Raw genomic sequence first — 24,374 nt, forward strand, 5'->3', positions numbered from 1 at the left:
TAGGTGCGTCAGTTATCAAATAGTGCGTCAGTTTATGGCGTTGCGCAAGTTTTAGCCCTAGTTTTTGTAAGGTCTTCGGGTGCCATTGTACAGAAAAGCCTTTATAGTGAGGACTATTCGCACAACAAAAGAAGCCGTCGACGGATGGACGACAACATCATCTACTACAACCGCAACGCAGAACAACTCGCTGACCAGTATGACAGCCTTGATTTTGAATCGGTGCATGGCGACTGGTTTGACGAATTACCGAGCGCCGGTATGGCACTCGATGTCGGCGCTGGTTCAGGTCGTGACGCGCGCTTTTTAGCGTGTCATGGCTTTGAGGTCGTCGCTGTCGAACCTGCCGACGCACTGCGCGAACGCGCGCAACAGTATGATGTCACTCAGACTGAAGGTTGTAACCCTATCCATTGGCTGGACGACAGCCTGCCCGAACTCAACCGTGTACAGAAACTGCAGACCAAGTTCGACCTCATTTTGCTCAGCGCCGTTTGGATGCACATCGCGCCATCAAAGCGCCAACGCGCGTTCCGCAAACTCAGCTCGCTGTTAAAGCCCAACGGCAAAATGGTCGTCTCGCTGCGCCACGGCGCCAGCCCCGATGAACGTACCATGCACCCTGTATCCGCCGACGAACTCGCCGGTTATGCGCAGCAGCAAGGGCTGAGTTTTCGGGTTCTGCGGCCAAAAGCCGACCAACTGCAACGACCGGATGTGGAATGGGAGACGGTGCTGCTTGCCTTGCCCGATGACGGCACAGGTGCTTTTCCATTGCTGCGTAACATTGTCGTAAACGACGCCAAGGCCTCTACTTATAAGGTTGCGTTATTGCGCACCTTACTGCGCATCGCCGAAGGCCACCCCGGTGCAGTGATGACGCAAACAGATACTCACGTCGAACTACCGATGGGCTTGGTCGCTTGGTATTGGCTTAAGCTCTACAAGCCACTGCTCGACCACTACCAACTGCAACAAAGTAGCAGTAATCGCGGACTTGGCTTCGTTAAGGAAAATGGTTGGGGCCAACTTTCCGACATGACGGCCAACGATTTTTATATCGGCGCTTGTTATTTTGACCCGACGCAAGCAAGCAACATCTACCGCACGCTAAAGGATATAGCGTCCACGATTAAAAACATGCCGGCGAAATACATCACCTTGCCAGGCACTCAAACTGAAGTATTCGGCGTTGAACTTGCACGTACACAAAAACCGCAGGGGTCCTTGGTGCTTGATTACCAATTCCTCAAATCTCTCGGTACATTTTACGTGCCGCGTGCGATCTGGGACGCTCTCTCACGTTTCAGCGTTTGGATAGAACCGGCGTTGATTAGCGAGTGGAGTCAATTGATGGCGTCGTACCAACGCAACCAATCACGATTCACTCTTGCTGATTATTTGAATGCCCTGCGTTGGGAAAACCCTGAACGCAGCACTAACCGCGTGCGCAAACGAGTCGACGATTTATTGGCACAACAGGGTGTTGACTGTTGTTGGTCTGGCAACGCTTTAAGGCGTCAGCGTTATGCAGTTGATCATGCATTCCCCTTTGCCCGCTGGCCAAACAATGATTTGTGGAACTTATTACCGACGCGTACCGAGATCAATTCCAAGAAATCAGATAAACTCCCCACCCAGCAGACCTTGGTGCAGGCGCGTGTCCTCATCGTCGATTGGTGGCGAACAGGTTGGCACGAGCATCGTGACGAGTTTTTTACGCAAGCCAATTTAGCTTTGCCTAACTTAGCACCTGACAACAAAAATTATGATGACGTATTCGAGGCACTAACCCTGCAACGCGAACGCATCAAACAGACGCAACAACTGCAAGACTGGCATTTGACGCGCTAAACTCGGAGCCCCTGCAATGGCCCGCGCCCACGCTTTACACATTCTCGTTAAGACTCAAGCCGAAGCCGCCGAGCTAAAGAAGCAGCTCGCCGCAGGCAAAAAGTTCGGGGATCTCGCGCGCAAGCACTCACTCTGCCCATCCGGCAAAAAAGGTGGCGACCTAGGCGAATTCCGCCGCGGTCAGATGGTGCCAGCTTTCGATAAAGTCGTCTTCGGCAAGCCCACGCTTGAGGTGCATGGGCCCGTGAAGACTAAGTTTGGGTGGCATTTGATTAAGGTGCTGAGTCGAGGGTGACTCGCAGCTTCCCTAATCTAACTTCCGCACTTAATTTGAAGCTTCTAGATAAAGTTCAAAAGACTATTTCTTGTATAGGCCAATAAGCCTGACAAAATGTTAAGGGCGTTGCTAAATTACATTTCCCATAAACATGAGATTTGAAGTAGCAATCACAATAATTTATCATCAACTAGCATTTAACAATTAACAACAAGCATCGAGTCTAAGCCTAAGTGGATGCGAGACGAAAATGAAGAAGACGGAACTCATCGCAGTCGACCTTTTTGCTGGTGCTGGCGGCTTCTCTTTAGCTGCCATTTTGGCAGGATTCTCAATCGATTTCTCAATAGAAAATGACAAGTTCGCTGTCCAGACATACAAAAGTAACATACTCCGTATGAAAGGCGGCGAGGATACTCTCGTATTCGACCGAAGCATATTGGAATGCTGCCCAAAAACAATCAAAGAACAACGATTTAAAAGTAAATCTTGCGACCTCCTGCTAGGAGGGCCCCCTTGTCAAGGCTTTTCAGCACATAGAATTCTCGATGCTGGAGTCGGAGATCCACGAAATGAGTTGATTCTAGCCTACTTTGACTTCGTTCGAGAACTTCAACCTCGGGTGTTTCTTATGGAGAACGTCCCTGGCATTCTTTGGGAAAGACATGAACCTTACATTAAGAAATTTTATAGTGAAGCCAAAAAGGCCGGATATCACTTATATGATCCAGCCCTCCTTGACGCACGAGATTTCGGTTTACCTCAAAGAAGAAAGCGAGTATTTATTCTTGGTGTCAAAAGCTCGGAATATGAGCCTGATTTCGTCTGGCCACCTGAGTCAACGCACTGTGATCCCAAAAAACCGGTAAAAGGGAAATCTTTGTGGAAAACATGTGCAGAAGTATTCCGCCCGACCAACCAGAAAGATATAAACGACATCCACATGAATCATGGTGAAGAACTAATTGAAGCCTTTAAGCGCACCCCTCCTAATGGTGGGAGCAGAAAGGACTCAGGTCGCATTCTATCATGTCACAAAAATCATGATGGACACAAAGACGTTTATGGTCGCATCGATCCATCGCAACCGGCGCCTACGATGACTACTGCATGTATTAATCCGTCAAAAGGTCGATTCGTTCACCCGACAGAGCATCATGGTATAACTCTCCGCCATGCGGCGCGAATACAAACCTTCCCAGATAACTTTACTTTTTGGGGTGGATTAACTGCGGCGGGCCGCCAAATAGGGAATGCGGTTCCTGTTGAACTTGGTAAGCACTTGATACAACATATTAAAAATAACCTTCTAACTCCTACTTCTTTGAACGAGGCTAATCGAGTGTGCGAATATTCGTATAAAAATAAAATAGAAGCGCTATGATTGAAACTCTGTCATTTCGCACTCAAGCTCGCACGGTTGACCATTTAGGCCGAGAGCAAATTGCTGACTGTCCCACAGCAATTTCAGAATTATGGAAAAACGCATATGATGCCTATGCTCGCAACGTAAGTCTGCATATCTTCGATGATCCGGAGCCGGTCGCCGCTATATTTGATGACGGCCATGGAATGAGCTTCGAAGAGTTCGAAAACCGCTGGCTGATTGTAGGAACAACCTCTAAATTTGATAAATCAGTTGAGAGTAAAGCAGATCGCAATGGACTCCCCAAACGGACTAAACAGGGTCAAAAAGGAATCGGCAGACTCTCTTCTGCAAATTTAGGCCCTCTCCTACTTCTTGTAACCAAACGAAAAGAACATAATTTTGTCGCCGCTTTAATAGACTGGCGAATTTTCGAAAATCCTTACTTGGTTTTGTCTGATATCGAAGTACCAGTTATTAAATTTAAAGAGCCCGGGCAGCTTTTTGAATTTTTGCCAGAGTTGTTTGAGCGGTTGATGGACAATCTTTGGGGAAACCCAAATGACTCAAAACGTACAGAGCGACTCAAACTCGCTTGGGAAACATTCGATAGAGTGAGTTTAGAAGAAACACCAAAGAACGAGAAGCCATCTCAGGTCATCGCGAATACTATAATTAATGCCCATTTTGCTGAACACCAAATCGAGCCATGGTCTGTTTGGAGCGGAGAAAGCCAGCACGGTACTGCATTATTAGTGTCTGACATCAACCATGACTTACGAGCGCAGCTCGGGACTATCGAACCCAACTCTAGTATAAAGTCTATTCGAGAACAGTTTTTTGCAACTTTATCCGCTTTTACTGACCCATTTGTCGAGGCAACTGCAAACGAAAAGAATGCCTTTGACCCGCAATTCTCCTACGAAGTCATAACGTGGACAAATAGAGTCCCCAACTCAATTATTGAAGATGAGCAAGATGCTATTAATCGCTCTATTACAGACGAAATGGAACATGTCTTAAGCGGAAATATTGACGGTGACGGCGTGTTTCACGGGCATATCAAAGCCTTTGGCGAATGGCAAAAGTTAGGAACTGACTATAAGATTTATCCGCCAAAAGATTTTAGGATCCCAAAAGGCCCTACTACTTACATCGGTCCTTTTAGCTTACATGTGGCAACATTTGAGCTTAAGCGCGACAATTCAACCCTCTCTGATGCAGACCACTCTAGATTTCTAGCCCTAGCCGAACAGCATTCGGGGTTTCTCGTATTTAGAAATGGATTGAGGGTTCTACCATACGGTCGGACGGACAATGATTTTTTCCAAATTGAGACACGCCGGAGTATCTCTGCAGGTCGTGAGTTCTGGAATGCTCGCAGGATGTTCGGTCGGGTAGCTATTTCTCGCGAGAATAATCCAAACTTGAAAGATAAAGCTGGACGAGAAGGCTTTATCGACAACCAAAGTGCGAAAGCTCTACGTATTCTTGTTGCGAACATTCTACGACGGGCTGCATATGAATACTTTGGGCAAGCATCTGAACTTCGCAGAAAAATATTGCCGGACATTCAAGAGAAAAATGCGAAAGCCAAAGCTGAAATAGAAAGAAAAAATCTTTCAAAGAAAAATGCGCTGAAGTTCCGAAGTAGATTAAAAGCTAATCTACCAAAGCTCATTGAATTAACAGAGACTACTCGCAACGTTATTTCTGGTTTTGAAATCAACAACCAGCAAGATATTGAGCGCCTTCAATCGTTGATAAACGATATTAGTGCGCAGCTTAGCGACCTGCACATAACAGGCGCCCCTGCAAAACTAGGTTCTAGTGAGGATGATTATAGGACTTATCGCAACAGCTTTTCTCTGGTTCAGGATTTCGTTAGAGAACTAGAAGATCGGAGGGCAATAGCAATACAAGCGATTAATCCTGATAAGCCCGAGGATATAGCACAGAAACAACTGAATAGTTTTGCTGGCCAGCTGCAAGCCAAGTTGCGTAATTGGAAGAGGGAAATAGAGGCGATACAGGGAACTGAGCGCGAAAGAGTCAAAAAACTATTTGAAGAACGAACTAAAGTATTTCACTCTTTAGCCATGCCCTTAGTCGAGCAGGTGAAGATGGGGAAATTAGAGCTCGATTCAGCTCTTAAAGAAATGAAGAAAATTCAAACCATTCTCGATATAGAAAATGAAGATACATTCCAATCATATCTCGATACATTGGAGATAATGAGTGAAAACATCAATATTGAGCTCATTGCAAGCCAAGGGGCAAGTGAAAACGTGGCTCTCCGTGACGAAATTAATCGGCTTAATGAAGTCGCACAACTTGGGGTAACAGTTGAAATTGTAGGCCATGAACTCAGTAGCCATGAGCGGATGATTCGTGAGGGACTTCGTCAGGTCAAAAGTGGAGGACATGAGCACGGCACAAGATTGATTGAAGAGGGATTTGAAGCCCTCAGTGAACAGCTTGAATTCCTCGCTCCACTCAAAGTATCAGGAAGCCGGATAAGAAGAAAAATTTCTGGTGAAGAGATATTTCGTTACTTAGAGCAATTTTTCCATAGAGTCCTTCGTTCGCGGCAAATCAGAATTAATGCCTCGGATGATTTTCAAAAATTGTCGTTGTATGAGCAACCATCCAGAATTTTACCTGTTTTTATAAACTTAGTTAATAACAGTGTTTATTGGTTGGTCAATTCGCATATCGAAAATCCAGTCATTGCACTTTCAGTAATTAATAACAAAGTTGTTGTATCAGATAATGGGCCTGGTATCGATCAACTCGACCAAGAAAGCCTTTTTAAAATTTTCTTTAGTAGAAAAAGTAGTCGGGGAAGAGGAATTGGTCTTTACCTTTGTCGGGCAAATCTTATGGCCGGTGGGCACGTTATAGAGTATGCAACCGAACGTAGCTACAGATATCTTTCGGGAGCCAACTTCGTAATAGACTTTAAAGGAGCTTCCTTTGACTGACTTTTCAAAACTAGTAAAAGAAGCGTTCATTGACCCCCTAAGGTCAGTATTAATTGTCGATGATGAGTATCCAACTTGGGAGGAAGTCTTAAACTCCCACTTTGATAAAACGACTCAAAACGAAGGCCTTGAAGCCCGTTCTCAAGCCAAACCATGGAGGGTGCAACCAGAAGGTCCAAAGAAGGTAATAGATGAGTTTAGAAAGGTAAAACCGGGATTCGTAATTGATATTCATGACGCTTTAGCTTCTAGCTCCGGCACCAAAGACGAAGCTGAGCCCGGACGAGAATCACCAATCGAACTTGCTAACCATCTTCATCAATCAGATCTTCTTATCCTTGACTATAACCTTGAGGGGGCTAGTTCTGGCGGTAAGACAGCGAGAGAGCTACTAAGGACAACGTTAACCAATAATCACTTCAATCTAATTATAGTTCACACAGGTGAGGCTGATTTAGAGACTGTTATGTCTGAGTGTTTAATTTCTCTCATGCAGAGTTGTACTTCTACATTTGCAGATGGGGTAATTAACAGTCTCAATGAATTAGATGGTAAATTAGATGATTTAGAAATTGCGGAGGAATTTGATCGAAGGCAGTTAGAGCATTGCTTCACAATGACTGAGTATCTAGCCATTCGCCACCCAAGTATCAATGAAAGCGAGCTAACAAGACAGTTCATGAAAGCAGAGGGGCAGCTTAGTGAATTGAACCGTTTAGGACAACAGGTTGGACTAAAAGGCCGTGAATTAAGGCTATTTCTATATTGGACAATTCGACAATTTGAAAAAAACCATCTTGATGAATTTTCAGAAGAAACACTTAAAGGTCTTGTCTGGGAAATTGACGACCCTTCAAAATGGTTAAGAACCTCCAAAGGTTTTGTTTCCTTTGTCAAAAAAGGACAGGACAACCTATTGCAGAAACTTCAAAATGCATTAGAAAACTGGAAGCCTACTCCCTCGCGATTACTGTCCGCAAAGTACCGTCATGTTCTCAACACTATAGGTATCGAAGCGGAGGATGACTCCCTACTTAAGAGCCATGTGTTTGCACAGTTTTATAATCAAATTTGTGAATCTCCAGGTCAAGGAGTCTCTGAGCAGCAAGCTGATCTATTGAGAGCTTTTAAACTCAAAAATCATGTTTCTCGGCAATCGGAATCAATTTCGTTTCTAATAGAAGATGAGATTATCAATTTTGGAAAACGAATAGTTGCCGCAGATAACGCAAGTGGAGATAAGTTCAAAACCCACTACGGTATTGACCTTGAAGATGAACAAGTGAAAAAGGATGCTGTAACGCGCTACAATCACTATGTCTCTACATTACCGTTAATGAAGTCCCAACCACATCAGTTAGATTGTGGTCACATCTTTAAAATTGGTGGTGACTGGTGGGTGTGTGCAACTCCCGCTTGTGATTTGCAACCGGGACAGAACTCTATTGCTTTCATTGGAAATTGTGAAGAACTTCGCCCTTTCACAGCGCTTAGACTAGAAAAAGTAAAATCTAATCATCTGAGCGGGGACCATATAAATAGCGGGTCATACTGCTTCGTCGAAGAGAATGAAAAAATTATAGCGTTGGGCCTACGTCCACTAAATGATGAAGCAAAACCATCGACACAAAAAGTAACCTGGCGGACATTCGTAGCAAAAGACGCTGGATTGATAACCAACGGCATCCTTCATGTTTACCAGTTTGAACTAAACTCTGGACAGGTTCAAACTAATGCAGTAGAAGCTACTTTAATAGCAAAACTACGTTACGAATATGCACTTAATTACATACAGCGGATAGGAACTAGTGTGTCCAGAATTGGTTTAGATTATTCAGCATGAGATTATATCATTTTTACCGTCGATTCATAGAAAAGTCAGCCCTGAAAAGTATACTTTAGAATTAGAAAGCTCACATAAATCTAATTTTCAAACGCACATTCCAAGATTGATTATAAGTTGATATCTATTCTGTTGAATGATTTTTTCAATTAAAAATCATACTGTTATTTGTTGCCGATCAAAATTTAAAACTTGACTACAAACCATACCCAATCGATAAGCCAAAAGCGGGGGAACAGCATTACCTACTTGAGTGTATTGTGGCACCTCAAAGCGCCTCATCCTACCTCCTGTTGTGATTTTTGAGCGGAATACAAAACCATCAGGAAAAGACTGTATTCTTGCCATTTCGCGAACACTGAATACTCTCAGTTCTCTCTCATCATAATGACAGCCATCATCGGGAATAGACAAAGCTGCTGGTGCCGGTTGATCAGGATTAAGGGCTTTTTGGGTCTGTTTTTTAGTCGGATGACATAAAAGATATTGCTCCAACTCTTCTTTACTTCCAAAGTGCGCCAACTCGCCGCTTTGCAGCTTGAATTTGAAGGACCGTAAATGTATCCACGAATCATAACTTAAAGAACGGCACTGCCCCTTCAATAAGTCCATTACATTTCTTGTAACCTTTGATTCGTTCAGCTGTTGTAATATTTGATATATTCTAAATCGTCTCTGTACCGTCGGTGAGTTTGAACGTTTTTCATGGTTAAAAAGTTTCTCACCTGAGGGCATGTTGAATAGATTATTCAAATAGCTAACGTACTCACTTTGCAAACTCGGATGGTTCTCTTTCAGATCATCTATTGCATCTCTTACCGTGACCTCATTGATACTTTGCAGTTGATATAGAAAGCTTGCATTCATCAACTCTCGATCTTGAGGCTTTGACGAGTCAAAATATTTAAGATCTCCATACTGTGGCTCAATCCCAATAATATTTAACTTTTCAAAAAAATTTATTGATGACTTGAATAGAAGAGTATGTGTCTGAGACTCATTTTTGCCCATCCACTTTTTAAAAAAGTCCTCGCGGAATGCCATAAGAATGAATCTTGGCCTGTTCTGAGGAACGCCGGCAAACCTTGCATTAATGTGCAGGCAAAGCGGAATATAGCCGATTTGCGCGAAAGCTTTTGCCACTTCGAACCATGCGTAGTACTTGTTGCCATCAACATCACGAAAAGCTCGTAATATTCCAGTAACATTCTCAAGCATGGCCATTTTTGGTCGAACCTTAGCCACAAATTTCGCAAATTCCCATGGAAGCGTATTCTTATCACAATCTTTTCTGCGCAACCCCGCCATACTAAAGCTCTGACAAGGGGGGCCTCCTGAAATTAGGTCCACCCCTTCACCATTATTGGAATTACGAATCGATTTTAAAAAGCTTGGTTCTTGTTCTAACAGCTTATTCAGCTCTACTATACTGCCGATTACCAATTTGCCGCTTATGGTGTTGCTCGCACCTTTCAGGTCGGAATACCCTTGCGCGACAAGAGGTGGGAACTCAAAAGGATTCTCACGTAATCTTCGTTTCAAATCAGGATAAGCACTATTGAGCCAAAGAGTCTTAGACGGAGTCAGATCGCCTTGAGCTAATCGACTTAAGTCCTCATGCAGTATGTTGTATGCATATGACTCTCCAGCCATAGGGGATAGCTCATTTGCGAACAGGAGTTCAAAACCAGCGCGCTCTAACCCGAGTGACAAGCCGCCACATCCGGCAAAAAGTTCGATATAGTTCAAAATTATGCTCTCCTCACTACAGACCGCTAGTTTTTCTTTAATTCTAGCGATTTTACAGGAAATTTTCCAGGGAAATTCCTTTCATATAGAGCAAAATCAGTGTTTCACAGAACCAACCAATTAAGTTTCTGAAATTTAAAGACTTAAAATATTGTCTCGCTAAAGCTTCTATCAACCGCTTATCGTACAGGACTTGATTATCACAAGTATCCTACGCCAATAAAGTCACCTATAACATCCGCACGCGTAATCTATGCGCTCAGGCTGGCCACACTTCGTCATCCTTGCGTATGAAGTCGTAGTACGATATTTTCTTACATGGATTAAATAGAGAATCCACTCTTCCTAGTAAAGATCCCTTTAGATCATCTCTGTAGATATGCCAATCAATAGACTCGGCAGGTTTGCAGTGGGCCATTTCAAAATCTGCAAATATCATTCTTGGTATATCTACTCAGCATTGTCTGGGCGGATTTGCGTACTGTGTTTTGTCCCGACCATGCATAACTTGGTTCAATGGGAAACCTGTTGTCAGACAAAGTGCCTCAGCACCCCCTAAGTACATCAAATTCACACAGTACCCTGATTCTGAGTACCAACATGAATTCATTTAAAAAAACTCTTCCTTCTATTTCCCGTGTGAAACAACGCGCAAAGCAATTAAGAAAAGGTCAAAACATAAGTCAATCCGAAGCATATCAAAAGCTCAGTGAACAGTATGGATTTTCTACTTGGCAGAAGTTTAGGGAAGCTCTTTTGAAAGCTGAGATTGCTAGACCTAACCTGCCCCAGCCATCAATGGAATTTGTATCCGATGACGATTTTGATATGTCTGAGAAAGATTACGAAATTTTAGAGGAAGAACGAAACTTCGATATTCCTATCGAACAACGAGAACTTATCGCTGAAAATAAAAAAGAGCTTACAAAACTCGGTGTTGAATTCGCCACCTTTGAACCAACTAAGACAGGGCTCAATAAATCAATCATTGATGCGACCCAAATAGTTCGTACGCTCTTTGAGTTAGAAGGCTTTCACTCATATCATGATCAAGGACAAGGTTCAGACCACAAAGTAAAGAAGCATGCATTTCTACTATCGGACGACATGTCGATAAGGTCACGCGTAAGCCTTTACAGACCGAAGACAAAAAAGGGAGATCCAAGAATGTGGTTCTCCAAGCTACCACAATACTGTGAAGCCGGAGACCAAATAGCCATCGTTGTATTCAAGGACGAACTATACCTGCTTAACTTAAGTAAAGTTAGATTATCGAACTCTCTAGCATCAAAAACCTCTGCGATAGCTGTTTTTCTTAGAGCGCTTCATGAGTTTGAATCATCCGCTGCTGAAGATCTGCTGAATAAGCTTCGAGCATTAGCCTTGAAACCAATGCGTGCTTTGAGAAGTGGAAGCACTGGTGTCGGCTACACTATCGAATCGAGGTTAGGAATCGCTGCTAATAGCAGCAAAGAGCCTGATTACAAAGGAATCGAGATCAAATCAGGAAGAGGAGGCAAAAACCGTACAACGTTGTTCGCTCAGGTTCCAAACTGGGAGCTTAGTCCTTGCAAGAGAAGCGCTGAAATTCTCAATAAGTTCGGTTACGAAAGAGACAAGGACTTTAAACTATACTGCACTGTTAGCACCCAACGGGAAAATTCACAGGGCCTTTCTTTTATCTACAACGAAACAAAAGATGAGTTGCAGGAATGGTACAATAAGTCAGAGTTGGTGGCTATTTGGCCAGGAAACTTACTTCGCCAAAGGTTGAAGGAAAAACACTCAGAAACATTTTGGATCCATGCAGAAAGTAAAATGATTGACGGTGTCGAACATTTTCAGCTTATCAATGTAACGCACACGAAAGCACCAATACTTAGTCAGCTCGTCCCATTAATTCAGAGCGGGTTGGTTACAATGGACCACTTGATAAAGCGAAGTGGAAAGACTAACCGGGTATCAGAAAAAGGGCCATTGTTCAAAATAAACAAGACTAACTTGAGCTTACTATTTCCAGAGCCTGTAACTTACTTACTCGACACTTCTGACGAAGAAACATAACCTAAACATTATCTTGGTTGGGACTTGATTTCACATCAAGTCCCAACCAAGACTTTCGAACCCACAACTATAAGCCGAATACTGTCCGCACTTGACCTGTACGACCGAGCGTTATAACACCCATCCATCAGTCTATTGGATACGCCAAATAAAACTTTAGAATTTAAGCTCGATGCTGGTCCAACAAAATCGCATTCCCATCCGGGTCCCGAATCATCAAGCTACCGCGACTATCCGGCCCATCTAAGTTTGCGTTAAATACTTCAATGCCCGCGGCTTCGAGTTGCTTATGCAGCTCGCGAATGTCTGTGAAAGGCTCGACGTTTTTGCCGTTCTGGTCCCAGCCGGGGTTAAAGGTGAGAATGTTTTCATCGATGTATTTGCCGAACAATCCAATCACATGCTCGCCGTTTTTCAGAATGGCCCAGCCTTGCTCGCTCATGTCGGCTAAGGGTTCAAAACCTAGCTTTTTGTAGAAAGCTAACGAGGCATCAAGGTCTTTGACGGCCAAACTTAAAGAAAATGCACCTAAATTCATGAGCTTGCTCCTCAGCGACTCATCACGATTCACCTTTTTGCGTAAATTATTTTATGTTTTTCATAAAATAATTATTGAAATACGAAATAACTTCGATTAAATTATCGCCAACTGTACGAGATAAGGAATCATCATGAATACTAGCACACAGAAACTATTTGGCATTTCAGCATTGGCGCTTGCCGTACTTTTCCCGATCTATTGGATTAATGCGATTGGTTTTGCCTTCGACGTTGGCGAGATGAGTTATCGCGAGGACTTCACAACGCTCGACGTTTGGGATCTCATATTTTTGATCATCGGCCTGCTTGAGATCACGGTCTATGTAGGTTTGCGTAATTACTTTAAAGACCAAATCAATGGCGGGTTCGCGGGCGTCTTGTTACTTATCATGGCTGGGCTTATTGCCTTAACCCATGCGACCTTACTGATTGACCTTACCGTGGGACTTGGTTTGTTTAGTGCCACGCCAGGCTTTCTCGATACCATCGCTATTGGTTCAATATTGGTATTAGGACTCTATGCGGTTACATTATTTGCGCTCGCAATTGCGTTGTTGGTGCGTTTTCCTGAGTTACCTACACTTATCAAGATCTTTGCAGCCTTGGCGCTCATTACAGCAGGTTCGCAGATCACAATTGTGTTTTCATTCGCGAACATCATTTTATTCCCGATTCTGATGCTCATTGTGGCGTTCCACTTTTTGCTTGGCGACAACAACGTTGAAGTGGTGTGAGGCCTAGGAGGCGCTATGACTATTCGAATCAATTTAGATGTGGAGATGGCGCGCAACAAGCTTTCGCTCACGGAGCTTTCGGAGCGCGTCGGGGTTTCGATGACCAACTTATCGCTGCTGAAAACGGGTAAGGTTAAGGCGATTCGCTTTAGTACGCTCGAAGCCATTTGTCGTGAGTTGAAGTGTCAGCCGGGCGATTTGTTGGAGTACATTGCTGACTAAAGGTTAAGGCGAGGCGAACGCTTGGCTCAAGTAGTCCACGAAGAGTCTAGCTTTCGCCGACAGGTTACGATTGGGGGTGTACACCGCCCAAATGCCTTCACGGGCATCGCGGTACTCGGTCAGTACCTCTTGCAGCTCGCCCTGAGCAAGTGCTTCGGTAACGTAATAGTCTGGCAGCTGCGCTAACCCAAGTCCTGCTTTACAGGCATCCAATAAGGCAAGACCTGAGTTACAGTGAATGCGGCCATTGAGCCGCAAAGAGCGCTCCACACCCTGCTCCCGAAAGCGCCAGTAATCCAACGTACCAAGCAAGCACTGATGCTGGTTCAACTGCTCAAGCGAAGTCGGTGTGCCGTACTCGGAAAGATAGGCCGGACTGGCACAGACCGACAGCTGGCGGTCGCCAAGACGCTTGGCAATTAACGACGAATCTTTCAGGCGGCCGAGGCGAATCGCAACATCAATACCATTTTCCACCAAATCGAGTGTGCGATTGGTAAGGTTAAGATCGAGGCTTACCTGTGGATAGTCCTGCAAAAACTTATGTGCTAGCGGCGCAATGTGTTGCTCGCCAAAGGTCACCGGCGCGGTAACTTTTAATAAGCCTTTTGGCTCTTGCTGCATTTGCGTAACGGCAAGTTCAGCCTCTTCTAGCCCCTCAACGAGTTGCTTGCATTGGTCGTAATAAAGCTGTCCTGCTTCAGTTAGACGAACATTACGCGTGGTTCGATGCAGCAACTTCACGTCGAGCCGCTGCTCAAGTGCAGAGACTTTTCTGCTAACCTGTACAACACTGGTGCCGAGCCGAGCTGCCGCTGCGGTAAAGCTGCTTAGCTCCGCCACGGCGACAAACTCGGTCACCCCTTCCCAACTTGCCATGGGTTTTAGACTCCTCGTCCCTGCCTAACAGCGAACACATTATTTCATATAGGTAATAATGTATTTCATTTTACCTAGATTATAAACAAATATGTTTTCTTTAAACTAGGCGCATCGCTATTTTTAACGTAAGAGGTCTTACCCATGGCATTAGCATTACAACCAGGTCAAACATCTATTAAATCAAAAGCTGCAGTGGCTTGGGGTCCCGGCGAACCGCTCACTATGGAAGAAGTCGACGTCGAACTACCCAAAGCCGGCGAAGTCTTAGTTCGCATCGTCGCCACTGGCGTGTGCCACACCGATGCTTTTACCTTGTCAGGTGATGATCCGGAAGGTGTTTTTCCATCGATTCTTGGGCATGAAGGCGGCGGTATTGTCGAAATGGTCGGCGAAGGCGTTACCAGTGTCGAAGTCGGCGATCATGTGATTCCGCTCTATACCGCTGAGTGTGGCAAGTGTAAGTTCTGCACCTCAGGTAAAACCAACCTGTGCCAAGCGGTTCGTGAAACCCAAGGTAAGGGCTTGATGCCAGATGGTACTTCGCGGTTTTCAAAAGACGGCGAAACCATTTACCATTACATGGGCTGCTCGACCTTTTCTGAGTACACGGTGCTACCTGAGATTTCACTCGCCAAAGTGAACAAAGACGCACCGCTCGACGAAGTTTGCTTGCTTGGTTGTGGCGTCACTACCGGTATGGGTGCGGTATTGAATACCGCCAAAGTTGCGGAAGGCGATACGGTGGCTATTTTCGGTCTTGGCGGCATTGGTTTGTCGGCTATCATCGGTGCGCGCATGGCAGGTGCTAGCCGCATTATCGGTATCGATATCAATGAGAGTAAATTTGACCTAGCCAAGCAACTTGGTGCCACTGACGTTATTAATCCACAGCACTTTGATAAGCCAATCCAAGAAGTGATCGTTGAAATGACCGACGGCGGCGTCGACTTCTCATTCGAATGTATCGGTAACGTTGATGTGATGCGTCAAGCACTTGAGTGCTGCCACAAAGGCTGGGGCGAGTCGGTCATTATTGGTGTCGCCGGCGCGGGCCAAGAAATCTCGACACGTCCGTTCCAACTTGTTACCGGGCGCGTATGGCGTGGTAGCGCGTTTGGTGGCGTTAAAGGTCGCTCAGAGTTACCAGGTATCGTCGAACGCTACCTTGCTGGCGAGTTCGGCCTGCAAGAGTTCATCACTCACCGTATGGGGCTTGCGGCGATTAATGATGCCTTTGATCTCATGCACGAAGGCAAGAGTATTCGTTCGGTCATCTTAATGGACCGCTAATCGCACTGCTGCGGTACCCAAATGGCAACGCCTTCGGCCGTTTTATCCATCAGGCCGAAGGACTTGCCCATATTTATACCAAAACCGAAATTGCCGCTACTGCGACCAATCCCAGTACCGACATAAACGGAGTCGTCCTGTTGTTCACCAGTGCGCTTGAGTAACACACCGTTGGCCCCCACTTTGGCAGCTGCCTCACGCAAACGCTGTAACGCGGCATCCATTTTCGCTTGCTCGGTAAATGCAAAAGACGCATCGCTGGTTGATGTGAGCAACGCGATCGGTTCAAAGCAAATGGGTTCCTCAAGGTATATCAACACCTGATCTGCATTGAGTGGCGCACGAGCCGTACCGATCATGTTGGTGGTGCTGGGCGATGCGCAGCCTGACAACCCGAACACCAGAACAATAAGCAAAACACAGTAACGCATGGTCGCCTCGCTTAATTCAAGCCGAAAACGAAAAAGGAAAACAGACTACCTTTAGCGTAGCCTACGGCGCGTCTTTTAGCAGCCCCGCATTTTCACGCGTGTTCAAACGCCAGTCGTAATCGGTGTAGCGAATACGAATGTCGCCGGCCAAGGCCTCGCGCTCAGCTTTATCGTCCGCTAATACGCTGGCATATTGGCGCATATAGACGCGAAGATCGCCGAAATCCTCTTCATACCAATCGAAAATACGTGATAAATATAAGCCTTGCGCATCGATACCGTTCAAAGCGCGGTCACTTAAAAATGTCCGCATTTGATCGTCAAGTTGGGTATCTAAGGCGCTTGCGGTGTACGCTTCAGCGCGAAGCTTCGGGCAGCTCATCGCCGCGCAAACTAACGCGGCATGAATACGCGGTTCATCAAAGTAGACGCGGATGGTTTTGTGTTCGACCCAGTCGAGGGTACGCATCTTACCCAGCAACTCGACCACTTCGCGCTCCCACGCTGAATAGAACAAGCCACCAAGGTCACGAATCGACTCCCGTTCACCACTGACGAATGACTCATAGTGATCGACAATCAGCTCCAACGTAAACGCATTGTAGGCATTGATAAGAAATGCCAACTGCTGGTCCTCGCTCCACGAACGGTATTGGTCGACGGAAACGTCAGCTAAGTCTTGCAAATAGGCATTCAAGGCCGGTTCATCAGCTTGCAACGCAGCATAGTCCACCACCGAGCGGCGGCCTTCGTTGTAGACCCAAACGTGCTTCTGCAGCAGATCGGTGTACGCCGCATGGCTGTGGTCAAAGGATACAGCACCTTGTGACTCGGCAAAAACCGCGGTTAATGGCAGTAACCATATCAAGGTAATAATCGTAATCAGTTTATTTTTCATAGTGATAGCGGCATTGAAGAATGGTCAAATGCCCCTCCTCGTAGTGATAAACCAGACGATGCTCACGGTCTATTCGGCGTGACCATAGGCCTGATAAGCTTCCTTTCAGAGGTTCGGGTTTTCCGATACCTTCAAAAGGAGTACGCATACATGACTTGATAAGTTTATTGATGGCTTTGCGCGTTTTGGGCTGCTGCTCCCACGACAAATAGTCGTCCCAAGCGTGGGGCGTCCAGCTCAACACGCATTCATTCTTTCTTTTCATCGATCAGGCCCCGCTGCGAGGCCTTACCTTGCTTAAACTGCTCAATCGACTCAGCTAGACGCGAAGCGTTGACCGGCGAGCTTAGCAAATGAATGGTCTCTTCCATGCTGGTGTAATCTTCCAATGAGAGCATCACCACTGGACGCCCGCGCTGACTGGTAATGACGGTAGGAATATGATCCTCGGCTACCGACTCCATATACCCTTTCAGCGACGCACGCGCTTCACTGTAGGTAATTACTTTGACGGTCATGATTATGCCTCGCTTTAGTGTAGAACAAAATCATTGTACTTAACATTGTACAATATGACAAATTATGACCGTCAACCCTCAGCGCCGCCGCGCGCGTTTGTTACGTCGCTGCCACCAAATATAGGTGCCAGTGATAGCTAACAATAAGGGTAGTACGCCAACAAAGCTATACCAAATTTTTACCGCGAGTCCGCCCCACGTACCGAAATGCAGGCGGCGGAACGAATCCAAGGTTTTCATGCCCACACCCTGCTCATTCAGGTTGTAGGTGCTCAGGTAGTCACCACTCTGAGCATCGTAGTTCGACACGCTGCCGTAGTTACTGAGCAGCGGGTTAGCGGTTGGTGCGCGACCAAAGACGGTAAACGGTAATTCGGGTTCAAACGGAAACAGCAAGTAGGTTGGCTTAAAGCCATCGATGCGCTCACGGCTATCGGCCACCAAGGTATCGATATTCACCTCATCGCTATACAGACGCTCGGTCATAATATGATGTTCTTGACCACCGCCATGCTCGGTCCACTCTTCATAGAAGATTAGGCCGTTGTAGTAAACGCCGGTAATACCTAAGACTAAGAGTACTGGTGAGGCGAAGGTCCCCGCCATTTTATGCAGATCGCTGAACACCACCAACATGCGTTGGTTCCAGCGCAGAGTGAAGAAACGCGCCCAAAAGCGACGGTACATGATCAGTCCCGATACGCCCATGAACAACAAAAACAAGCCCAGGGTTAAGCCGATCAGCAGCCCCAAATGTTCGGTAGCAAAGCTAAACTCTAGCCATTCAATGTCATTCAGCAACAAGGTGTAGTGCAATTCGACCAACCAGTCGGTGAGGTAGTGGCTAGGCTCTGTGGGTTGGCTTTGCAGCTCTCCGGTATAGGGGTTCAAATGAACCTTATGCCAGATGTCGGTGCCCTCTTTGATCACAAACACGCGATCGGCTTCGTCATGGCCGGCTGGGAAGATTTCCCAACTACCCATTTCGTATGCTGGCAATTGCTCATTCACACGATCTTTCAAGGTGTCATAGGGCAGTCGTGGGGCTTCTGAAGGCGCCAGCGTCGCCACCTCCGGCAGCAACAAGCTATCGATTTCTTTTTTGAAAACCAGAATACTTCCGGTCAGGCAAATAAGCAGAAAGGGGATCATAAAAATGATCCCCAACCAGCCATGCCACTTGTGCAGTGTTTTTCGCATGCTCATAATTGTCGACTAAGCCTTAGAACGCATAGGTTAAGTTGGCTGAGAAATTACGCTCGGCGCCGTAATAACCTTGCGCCCATAGCAGGCTATTTAGGTATTTTTCGTCGGTGACGTTATTGGCATTCACACTCACCACCACGGCGTCGGTCAACTGATAGCTCGCCATCAAGTTGAGTCGGCCATAAGCGTCTTGCGTGGTTACGATGGTTTCACCCGCGTTGGCATAAACGTCACTCACCGTGCCCTGCACGCGTGAAATTTTGTCTTGCCAAATGTAGGTTGCGCCGAGTTTCAGCTTGTCCAAGCTGGCCGGACGGTAAGTCAAAGAGCTACGGAATAGGTTTTCTGGGGTGTAGTCTTCAACCAGCTGATCGCCTTCAATATCGAAAGAGGTAAGGGCCACATTCCCTTGCAACCCTGGGAGAATTTCGCCTGCCAGCTCAACCTCGAAGCCTCTACTTTCAATACCATCAACGGCACGGTAAACCGGCTCTGGTACGCCCGTTGCTGGGTTCACTGCATCACCGGCACCGACAGCTAAGTTTTCTTGTTGCACGTTAAAGTACGCCGCTGATAACAACGCGCCACCGTTAAACAAGTCAGCTTTGAAACCAACTTCGCTATTCTTGCCCGTTAAGGCTGGTAAACGTTCGAAGTTCTCATCGCGCTGATTTTGCGCCATGAAGGTTTCGGTGTAAGAACCATACACAGTGACAGCATCGCTTACGGCATAAGTCACGCCAAAATAGGGGACAAATTCGCTCTCATCACGTGAGTTATCCACACCATAGCCCATACCTTCGGTTTCAAAGCTGTTGTAACGACCGCCAGCCAAGACGTTGAGGTCGCTGGTTAAGGCAAAACGCCCTTGCAGGTAAACAGCTTTTTGAGTGTTTTCGATATCACTGCCGGCTAATCCATCGGTAAACTCTGGGAATGGTGTATTGCCATTCCAGTCTTCGAGCGCTGGCATCACTGGGAAGCCATTGCCGGTATGGAAGTCATAAAGACTGGTATCGATGTAATCCAAACGCGCGTAGTTCGCACCGACCACCAACTGGTGCTCTTGCCCCCAGGCATCGAAACTACCACTGACATAGGCGTCAAAAGTGTCTTGCTTATCATCTAAGTCGTACTCGCTACCGTAACCAATCAGCCCGAGACCTGTTTCCGGATCGAGTCCTGTCGCTGGGTCTGCTAGGTAGGTATAAAACAGATGGCTATCTTCGTCAGTACGCACACGATTGTAAGCCATGCGTAGATTCCAGCGATCGCTCAATGCAGTTTCGAGGTCGATAAAGCTACGGCTTTCTTTGACATTCCACTCTGACCAATCGGCGGCGATGTTGGTGCTGCGGTCAAAGTTAGTTGGCGTACCGTCACCGTAATAGAGGGTTAATGCGCCCCAGAGGTTACCGTCGGTTTCGCTATTGGTTTCGCTGTGGCCGAAGGTGATCAGTGTGTTGGTGCTCGGCGCATAGTCGGCCACGGCATAGAACACTTGGCCCTCGTTGCCGTAACGGTCGAGATACGACTCACGATCATCGGCAACCACCACGGCACGTACGCGGAAGGCATCGTTCACCACCGCAGAGTAGTCGGCTTCGAGACGCTTGGTATTCCAGGAGCCCACAGTGGCGCTCACGTAACCTTGGTTCTCGCTTTTCGGACGCTTCCGCACTAAGTTAACGGTCGCTGACGGGCTGCCAACCCCGGTCATAATGCCGTTGGCACCATGCACAACTTCAATGCGCTCATACAGCGCCGCATCAACACGGCCGTGAGTATTATCGTTGATAAGTGGCAAGCCAAGGCCGTCAATTTGAAAGTTATTCACAGCAAAACCACGCGAAGTGTAATAAGTGCGGTCACTTTCCACTTGTTCAACGTTGATGGTCGCAGATGTCTCAAGCGCGCTGTTGAGATCGTGAAGGGCGAAGTCTTTCAGTTTCTCGGCACTAATAACGGTAACGGTTTGTGGAGTTTCTTTTATGCTGATATCCAGCTTGCTAGCAGACTCTTGCTCTTTTGCTAGATAACCACTTTGCTGCTCACCTTTAATTTCAAGGCGCTCCATAGCTTCGGTGGTTTGCATTTCAGCGGCGAAAGCCTGGGGCGCGAGCGCAAGACTTACAGCAACGGCAACACGAGACAGCATTTTCACAACAAGATCCTCTTCGGCGAAATTTGAAATAATTGATGCCGGCGATCTTAATGCAAATGCGAATAGTTCGCAATACCGTCAATCTAAAGTTTTGGAATTAGTTTCCTTAGCCGTTCAATATCAGCTTCATCCACGCCGTAGTGCGCCATGTAGCGCGGCCATTCAGCCACTAGATCTTGAATTTGATGAAAGAGTTGGCGCGCTTTAAAGTCTTGCAAACCGAAACGCGAGGCCTGCGAAAGTAGGTTTTCTTTTGAGCCTATGCGACCGGCTTCGCCGATACCTAATGCATGTTGGCGTGAGGCACTTATCGGTAACACATCATACGCAGGAGCAAGTCGCCAGCCTTGTTTTTCTTGCGCTGCTGGCAGTGCGTAAAGCCATGCGTGGTTACGCGCGTGATCATCGGTATTACCAATCAGCACATTGAAAACCATACGCTTAAAGAGCTCGTGAGCGTCGCTCGCCACAACGCTGTGCTGACGCAATAACTCGGCAAGTTGGCCGTAACTGTACCAGCTTGTTAGGCTGCGCTGATTGACCGCTCCCTCGGTCAACAGACTATTCGCACTAACGAAGTGATGGCTGACCTGCTCGTGTTTGCGATCAAAGCGCTGCACAAGTAGTAAATCCTCACCACTTTTGCTGGTAACGACCTGTGTAGATGCAACTTGCAGGTCATCAAGCTCAGCAAGCATGCGCATGGTTGCATGCTCAACTCGTGCGACATTGTAGACGTCATCAGGCTTGTTGAATTTAACCAAGTAGTCGTTTTGATTGTGCGTCAATAAGGTTTTCGGCCGTGCCCCACCCATAGATGAGCCGTACATAAAAGCTTGTTTGACTTCGTCAGAAACCTGCTCGGCAGCAAGAAGGGCATTTTTACCTTGAAGTAAAAATTCGATGTCATTTAATGAGTTCGGTGAACATTTGCTTTTCGTTTTTTCGCGCGACAAGCTAAAACTAAGCGCACCAACACCCATGCCTGCACCAGCAATCAGAAACTCAAGTTCATTTTGCGGTTGGTTTTGGTGCATTTGTAGGATGAGTTTTCGCCCCCAAGCATCGGCACCCGCATCGGCCAGTACACCAAAAATACCATGCTGTAAGGTGCATACGTGCACTTGCTCCGTCAGAGGTAAGTGCAAGGGGTCAAGTGCGAACGCCTCATCCCGTTCTAAGTATGAACGGCCATAAACAAAACGGCCCGTGTTCGTGGCAGCGTCCAAATCGAAGCGCCCGCAAATTACCGGCTTGTCTTCAAGCCCCTCGATGAACACGTAAGCGCTAGAAGTCATTATCGAGTCCTCGATCATGTAGCTGCGAGCGTTTACGTTCAGGAAGGTGTCCAGCCGCGCGTACTTTTTCGTCGGCAAGCTCTATGAATGCATCGAGTTGTCCGAGTACCGCAAGTGCTGTAAACAGGGTTTCAGAATTGACCGGATGCCCCTGTTCAATGCGAGTTAGAGTACGCTGACTACAGCCAATACGCGCCGCCAGCTCGCGTTGACTCATGCGCTGTGCACGATGACGTTTAACTAATTCGCCTAGAAGTTCATGAAGTTCTGCGACTGCTTGCATAGGTGCTACTCTCTATAAATCTGCATTTATTGTAGTAAAATATGGCGACTTAGCAATTAAATAGCCATATTTTACACTTTAAAGAGCACTTGACCTTGTTCTGTAAGCGTGTCGATAATGGGCTAACTCATTCTCACGGCTGACTTTTCATGACAATTATTCCCTCAATACTTATTTCAGGTGCAGCGGCTGGGATTGGTAAAGCAACAGCGCTGAAGTTCTTGGCGGAAGGTTGGCGTGTGGGTGCTTACGATATTGATCGCGACGGCTTAACGGCGCTCGCGAATAAGTTAGCGGATGACCAACGTATGCGATTGGTTACTGGCGTCTTGGACGTCACCGACAACGATAACTGGCAGCAAGCCCTGGATGACTTTACATCGCACTCGGGCGGCAGTCTGAATTTACTGTTCAATAACGCCGGTATTTTATGTTCAGGCCCGTTAGCCGATGGCGGTCTGGAAGCACAACAAAAGCTTGTTGATGTGAATGTTAGGGGCCTGCTCGCCGGTTGTTATCACGCTCTTCCCTATTTGCAGCAGGCCGCCACCAGCGACCACGGCGCACGCGTGATCAATATGAGTTCGGCGAGCGCCATCTATGGCCAGCCTGGCTTGGCCGTGTATTCGGCCAGCAAGTTTGCCGTACGCGGCATGACCGAAGCGTTGGATTTAGAGTGGGCACCGCACGGAGTGAAAGTCATGGACGTGATGCCCTTATTTGTGCGCACTCGAATGGTCACCAATATGAATGCAGGTAGCATCAAGCGGCTGGGTGTGCGCTTAACGCCGGAAGATATTGCCGCCACGGTGTACCGCATGGCGCACTATCGCGGCACCCGCGTGCATTGGCCTGTCGGCCTGCAAACCAAGCTCATGATGGGCGCCAGCAAGCTCTCACCGAACTGGCTGACGCGCCTGACCAATCGCTGGATTACGCGTTAGTTAGTAATTACCCACGTTCTTGGTGGAAACACTACCTGAACCATCGTCGATAATATTCAAACCACCAACGTTCTTCACGTTAATGCTGCCCGAACCATCATCGATGGTCACCTTACCGGTAACGTCTTTGATGTCCATGCTGCCTGAGCCGTCATCGACCTCTAGGTTGCCGTCGATGTCACGAATATCGATGCTGCCAGAGCCGTCGTCAACGTCAACATTACCAACAATATTAGCGATCTCGAGACTGCCTGAACCATCTTCAACGTCAACGTTCGCCTTGATGTTACGGATAGTGATCGAGCCTGAACCGTCATTCACGTCGAGTGCGAGCGCTTCTGGCATATACACCACTAAGTCGATGCGCGGGCTACCGTCGCCCCAACTGCTTGATGACATCTTAGACACCAAATCTGCTTCATCGCCGTCTGGTTTCAGCGTCAGTTCAACATCATCGGCATCTTTGTAGTGGATTTCTGCAACCACATCGATAGTGGTGCGGCCTGGCTCGCCATAGACTTCAAGAAATCCTGCACCCGCTTCAATTTCAAGCTCATTGAGTCCTTCAGTGGCAAGGCTTAATTCACGTTTCTCATAGTTGAGATCATCATCGCCCCAACCACCGTTACCGTTGGCGTACACCACACAACCGCTCAGCAAACTTGCTGCGGCAACCGCAATTACTGTCATTTTCATTGAGTTTGTTCCTTTTTATTCTCGTGTTGTAAGTGTAGACGAATTCGTTTGCGGCAGGGTTTACATGCGAGGTGAAATTTTTTTAATCCTTTTTTGATAGGATTAAATTGATTTATTGAACCTATGCACCT

At 46.8% G+C, this 24,374-nt stretch carries 22 protein-coding genes; 10 read left to right on the plus strand and 12 right to left on the minus strand.

Features of this window, described 5'->3' with window-relative positions:
- Positions 1-144 precede the first annotated feature (144 nt).
- The 5 genes from CWE21_RS06885 (at position 145) to CWE21_RS06905 (ending at position 8,324) form a co-directional block, all read left to right on the plus strand.
- The gene (locus CWE21_RS06885) at positions 145-1,854 is read left to right on the plus strand and encodes a class I SAM-dependent methyltransferase (protein ID WP_126833716.1); all 1,710 of its coding nucleotides are present in this window, start codon (positions 145-147) and stop codon (positions 1,852-1,854) included.
- A gap of 16 nt (positions 1,855-1,870) precedes the next feature.
- Complete coding sequence (gene ppiC, locus CWE21_RS06890; RefSeq protein WP_126833717.1) at positions 1,871-2,149, plus strand: peptidylprolyl isomerase PpiC; 279 nt, start codon at positions 1,871-1,873, stop codon at positions 2,147-2,149.
- A 232-nt stretch (positions 2,150-2,381) separates the two neighbouring features.
- Complete coding sequence (locus tag CWE21_RS06895) at positions 2,382-3,515, plus strand: DNA cytosine methyltransferase (protein WP_126833718.1); 1,134 nt, start codon at positions 2,382-2,384, stop codon at positions 3,513-3,515.
- Positions 3,512-6,481, plus strand: coding sequence for an ATP-binding protein (locus CWE21_RS06900; RefSeq protein WP_126833719.1), 2,970 nt, complete (start codon positions 3,512-3,514; stop codon positions 6,479-6,481). The genes CWE21_RS06895 and CWE21_RS06900 overlap by 4 nt, the downstream gene beginning before the upstream one ends.
- Positions 6,474-8,324, plus strand: a complete 1,851-nt coding sequence (locus CWE21_RS06905; RefSeq protein WP_126833720.1) for a response regulator receiver domain — start codon at positions 6,474-6,476, stop codon at positions 8,322-8,324. The genes CWE21_RS06900 and CWE21_RS06905 overlap by 8 nt, the downstream gene beginning before the upstream one ends.
- 156 nt (positions 8,325-8,480) lie before the next feature.
- Here the strand turns inward: CWE21_RS06905 and CWE21_RS06910 are convergent, their stop codons facing one another.
- Positions 8,481-10,073 (minus strand): DNA cytosine methyltransferase, encoded by a 1,593-nt coding sequence (locus tag CWE21_RS06910; protein ID WP_126833721.1) that lies wholly within the window; start codon positions 10,071-10,073, stop codon positions 8,481-8,483.
- Between the two features lie 600 nt (positions 10,074-10,673).
- Here CWE21_RS06910 and CWE21_RS06915 point away from each other — a divergent pair.
- Complete coding sequence (locus CWE21_RS06915) at positions 10,674-12,137, plus strand: MvaI/BcnI family restriction endonuclease (protein ID WP_126833722.1); 1,464 nt, start codon at positions 10,674-10,676, stop codon at positions 12,135-12,137.
- A gap of 163 nt (positions 12,138-12,300) precedes the next feature.
- Here the strand turns inward: CWE21_RS06915 and CWE21_RS06920 are convergent, their stop codons facing one another.
- A complete protein-coding gene (locus CWE21_RS06920; protein WP_126833723.1) occupies positions 12,301-12,675 on the minus strand; it encodes a VOC family protein in 375 nt (124 codons plus the stop codon).
- 133 nt (positions 12,676-12,808) lie between these two features.
- Here CWE21_RS06920 and CWE21_RS06925 point away from each other — a divergent pair, with 133 nt between their 5' ends.
- The gene (locus tag CWE21_RS06925; RefSeq protein WP_126833724.1) at positions 12,809-13,411 is read left to right on the plus strand and encodes a hypothetical protein; all 603 of its coding nucleotides are present in this window, start codon (positions 12,809-12,811) and stop codon (positions 13,409-13,411) included.
- A gap of 15 nt (positions 13,412-13,426) precedes the next feature.
- Positions 13,427-13,633 (plus strand): helix-turn-helix domain-containing protein, encoded by a 207-nt coding sequence (locus CWE21_RS06930; RefSeq protein WP_126833725.1) that lies wholly within the window; start codon positions 13,427-13,429, stop codon positions 13,631-13,633.
- A gap of 3 nt (positions 13,634-13,636) precedes the next feature.
- On the opposite strand, the gene CWE21_RS06935 is transcribed toward CWE21_RS06930, so the two are convergent.
- Complete coding sequence (locus CWE21_RS06935) at positions 13,637-14,512, minus strand: LysR family transcriptional regulator (protein WP_126833726.1); 876 nt, start codon at positions 14,510-14,512, stop codon at positions 13,637-13,639.
- A 144-nt stretch (positions 14,513-14,656) separates the two neighbouring features.
- Between CWE21_RS06935 and CWE21_RS06940 the strand changes: the two genes are divergently transcribed.
- The gene (locus CWE21_RS06940; protein ID WP_126833727.1) at positions 14,657-15,805 is read left to right on the plus strand and encodes an S-(hydroxymethyl)glutathione dehydrogenase/class III alcohol dehydrogenase; all 1,149 of its coding nucleotides are present in this window, start codon (positions 14,657-14,659) and stop codon (positions 15,803-15,805) included.
- Here the strand turns inward: CWE21_RS06940 and CWE21_RS06945 are convergent.
- The 8 genes from CWE21_RS06945 to CWE21_RS06980 form a co-directional block, all read right to left on the minus strand.
- Positions 15,802-16,236 carry a putative periplasmic lipoprotein gene (locus CWE21_RS06945; protein WP_126833728.1) on the minus strand — a complete coding sequence of 145 codons (435 nt, stop codon included), beginning with the start codon at positions 16,234-16,236 and terminating at the stop codon, positions 15,802-15,804. The two genes, CWE21_RS06940 and CWE21_RS06945, sit on opposite strands and share 4 nt — an antisense overlap.
- Before the next feature lie 61 nt (positions 16,237-16,297).
- Positions 16,298-17,134 (minus strand): DUF547 domain-containing protein, encoded by an 837-nt coding sequence (locus CWE21_RS06950; protein ID WP_241970236.1) that lies wholly within the window; start codon positions 17,132-17,134, stop codon positions 16,298-16,300.
- Positions 17,124-17,399, minus strand: a complete 276-nt coding sequence (locus CWE21_RS06955) for a Txe/YoeB family addiction module toxin (protein WP_126833729.1) — start codon at positions 17,397-17,399, stop codon at positions 17,124-17,126. The genes CWE21_RS06950 and CWE21_RS06955 overlap by 11 nt, the downstream gene beginning before the upstream one ends.
- Positions 17,383-17,652, minus strand: a complete 270-nt coding sequence (locus CWE21_RS06960; protein ID WP_126833730.1) for a type II toxin-antitoxin system Phd/YefM family antitoxin — start codon at positions 17,650-17,652, stop codon at positions 17,383-17,385. Before CWE21_RS06960 ends, CWE21_RS06955 begins: the two co-directional genes overlap by 17 nt.
- Positions 17,653-17,730: 78 nt before the next feature.
- A complete protein-coding gene (locus CWE21_RS06965; protein WP_241970237.1) occupies positions 17,731-18,858 on the minus strand; it encodes a PepSY-associated TM helix domain-containing protein in 1,128 nt (375 codons plus the stop codon).
- Positions 18,859-18,874: 16 nt separating this feature from the next.
- On the minus strand, positions 18,875-21,016 hold the full coding sequence (locus CWE21_RS06970; RefSeq protein WP_241970241.1) for a TonB-dependent siderophore receptor: 2,142 nt from the start codon (positions 21,014-21,016) through the stop codon (positions 18,875-18,877).
- Between the two features lie 89 nt (positions 21,017-21,105).
- Positions 21,106-22,320: a type II toxin-antitoxin system HipA family toxin gene (locus CWE21_RS06975; protein WP_126833732.1), complete on the minus strand. Its 1,215-nt coding sequence runs from the start codon at positions 22,318-22,320 to the stop codon at positions 21,106-21,108.
- Positions 22,310-22,603: a helix-turn-helix domain-containing protein gene (locus CWE21_RS06980; protein WP_126833733.1), complete on the minus strand. Its 294-nt coding sequence runs from the start codon at positions 22,601-22,603 to the stop codon at positions 22,310-22,312. Before CWE21_RS06980 ends, CWE21_RS06975 begins: the two co-directional genes overlap by 11 nt.
- A gap of 149 nt (positions 22,604-22,752) precedes the next feature.
- On the opposite strand from CWE21_RS06980, the gene CWE21_RS06985 reads away from it, so the two are divergent.
- A complete protein-coding gene (locus tag CWE21_RS06985) occupies positions 22,753-23,547 on the plus strand; it encodes an SDR family oxidoreductase (RefSeq protein WP_126833734.1) in 795 nt (264 codons plus the stop codon).
- Here CWE21_RS06985 and CWE21_RS06990 read toward each other — a convergent pair whose 3' ends face one another.
- On the minus strand, positions 23,548-24,243 hold the full coding sequence (locus CWE21_RS06990) for a hypothetical protein (protein WP_126833735.1): 696 nt from the start codon (positions 24,241-24,243) through the stop codon (positions 23,548-23,550).
- Positions 24,244-24,374 lie beyond the last annotated feature (131 nt).

Source organism: Pseudidiomarina aquimaris, from assembly GCF_003987395.1.
Taxonomy (GTDB): domain Bacteria; phylum Pseudomonadota; class Gammaproteobacteria; order Enterobacterales; family Alteromonadaceae; genus Pseudidiomarina; species Pseudidiomarina aquimaris.

Excerpts from the sequence above, each read along its gene's own strand:
- CWE21_RS06940 (WP_126833727.1), top strand. The coding sequence starts at position 14,657 with ATGGCATTAGCATTACAACCAGGTCAAACATCTATTAAATCAAAAGCT.
- CWE21_RS06920 (WP_126833723.1), bottom strand. The coding sequence starts at position 12,675 with ATGAATTTAGGTGCATTTTCTTTAAGTTTGGCCGTCAAAGACCTTGAT.
- CWE21_RS06990 (WP_126833735.1), bottom strand. The coding sequence starts at position 24,243 with ATGAAAATGACAGTAATTGCGGTTGCCGCAGCAAGTTTGCTGAGCGGT.
- CWE21_RS06895 (WP_126833718.1), top strand. The coding sequence starts at position 2,382 with ATGAAGAAGACGGAACTCATCGCAGTCGACCTTTTTGCTGGTGCTGGC.
- CWE21_RS06885 (WP_126833716.1), top strand. The coding sequence starts at position 145 with ATGGACGACAACATCATCTACTACAACCGCAACGCAGAACAACTCGCT.
- CWE21_RS06935 (WP_126833726.1), bottom strand. The coding sequence starts at position 14,512 with ATGGCAAGTTGGGAAGGGGTGACCGAGTTTGTCGCCGTGGCGGAGCTA.
- CWE21_RS06970 (WP_241970241.1), bottom strand. The coding sequence starts at position 21,016 with ATGCTGTCTCGTGTTGCCGTTGCTGTAAGTCTTGCGCTCGCGCCCCAG.
- ppiC (WP_126833717.1), top strand. The coding sequence starts at position 1,871 with ATGGCCCGCGCCCACGCTTTACACATTCTCGTTAAGACTCAAGCCGAA.
- CWE21_RS06915 (WP_126833722.1), top strand. The coding sequence starts at position 10,674 with ATGAATTCATTTAAAAAAACTCTTCCTTCTATTTCCCGTGTGAAACAA.
- CWE21_RS06930 (WP_126833725.1), top strand. The coding sequence starts at position 13,427 with ATGACTATTCGAATCAATTTAGATGTGGAGATGGCGCGCAACAAGCTT.
- CWE21_RS06985 (WP_126833734.1), top strand. The coding sequence starts at position 22,753 with ATGACAATTATTCCCTCAATACTTATTTCAGGTGCAGCGGCTGGGATT.
- CWE21_RS06950 (WP_241970236.1), bottom strand. The coding sequence starts at position 17,134 with ATGAAAAATAAACTGATTACGATTATTACCTTGATATGGTTACTGCCA.
- CWE21_RS06900 (WP_126833719.1), top strand. The coding sequence starts at position 3,512 with ATGATTGAAACTCTGTCATTTCGCACTCAAGCTCGCACGGTTGACCAT.
- CWE21_RS06955 (WP_126833729.1), bottom strand. The coding sequence starts at position 17,399 with ATGAAAAGAAAGAATGAATGCGTGTTGAGCTGGACGCCCCACGCTTGG.
- CWE21_RS06975 (WP_126833732.1), bottom strand. The coding sequence starts at position 22,320 with ATGACTTCTAGCGCTTACGTGTTCATCGAGGGGCTTGAAGACAAGCCG.
- CWE21_RS06925 (WP_126833724.1), top strand. The coding sequence starts at position 12,809 with ATGAATACTAGCACACAGAAACTATTTGGCATTTCAGCATTGGCGCTT.
- CWE21_RS06980 (WP_126833733.1), bottom strand. The coding sequence starts at position 22,603 with ATGCAAGCAGTCGCAGAACTTCATGAACTTCTAGGCGAATTAGTTAAA.
- CWE21_RS06945 (WP_126833728.1), bottom strand. The coding sequence starts at position 16,236 with ATGCGTTACTGTGTTTTGCTTATTGTTCTGGTGTTCGGGTTGTCAGGC.
- CWE21_RS06965 (WP_241970237.1), bottom strand. The coding sequence starts at position 18,858 with ATGAGCATGCGAAAAACACTGCACAAGTGGCATGGCTGGTTGGGGATC.
- CWE21_RS06960 (WP_126833730.1), bottom strand. The coding sequence starts at position 17,652 with ATGACCGTCAAAGTAATTACCTACAGTGAAGCGCGTGCGTCGCTGAAA.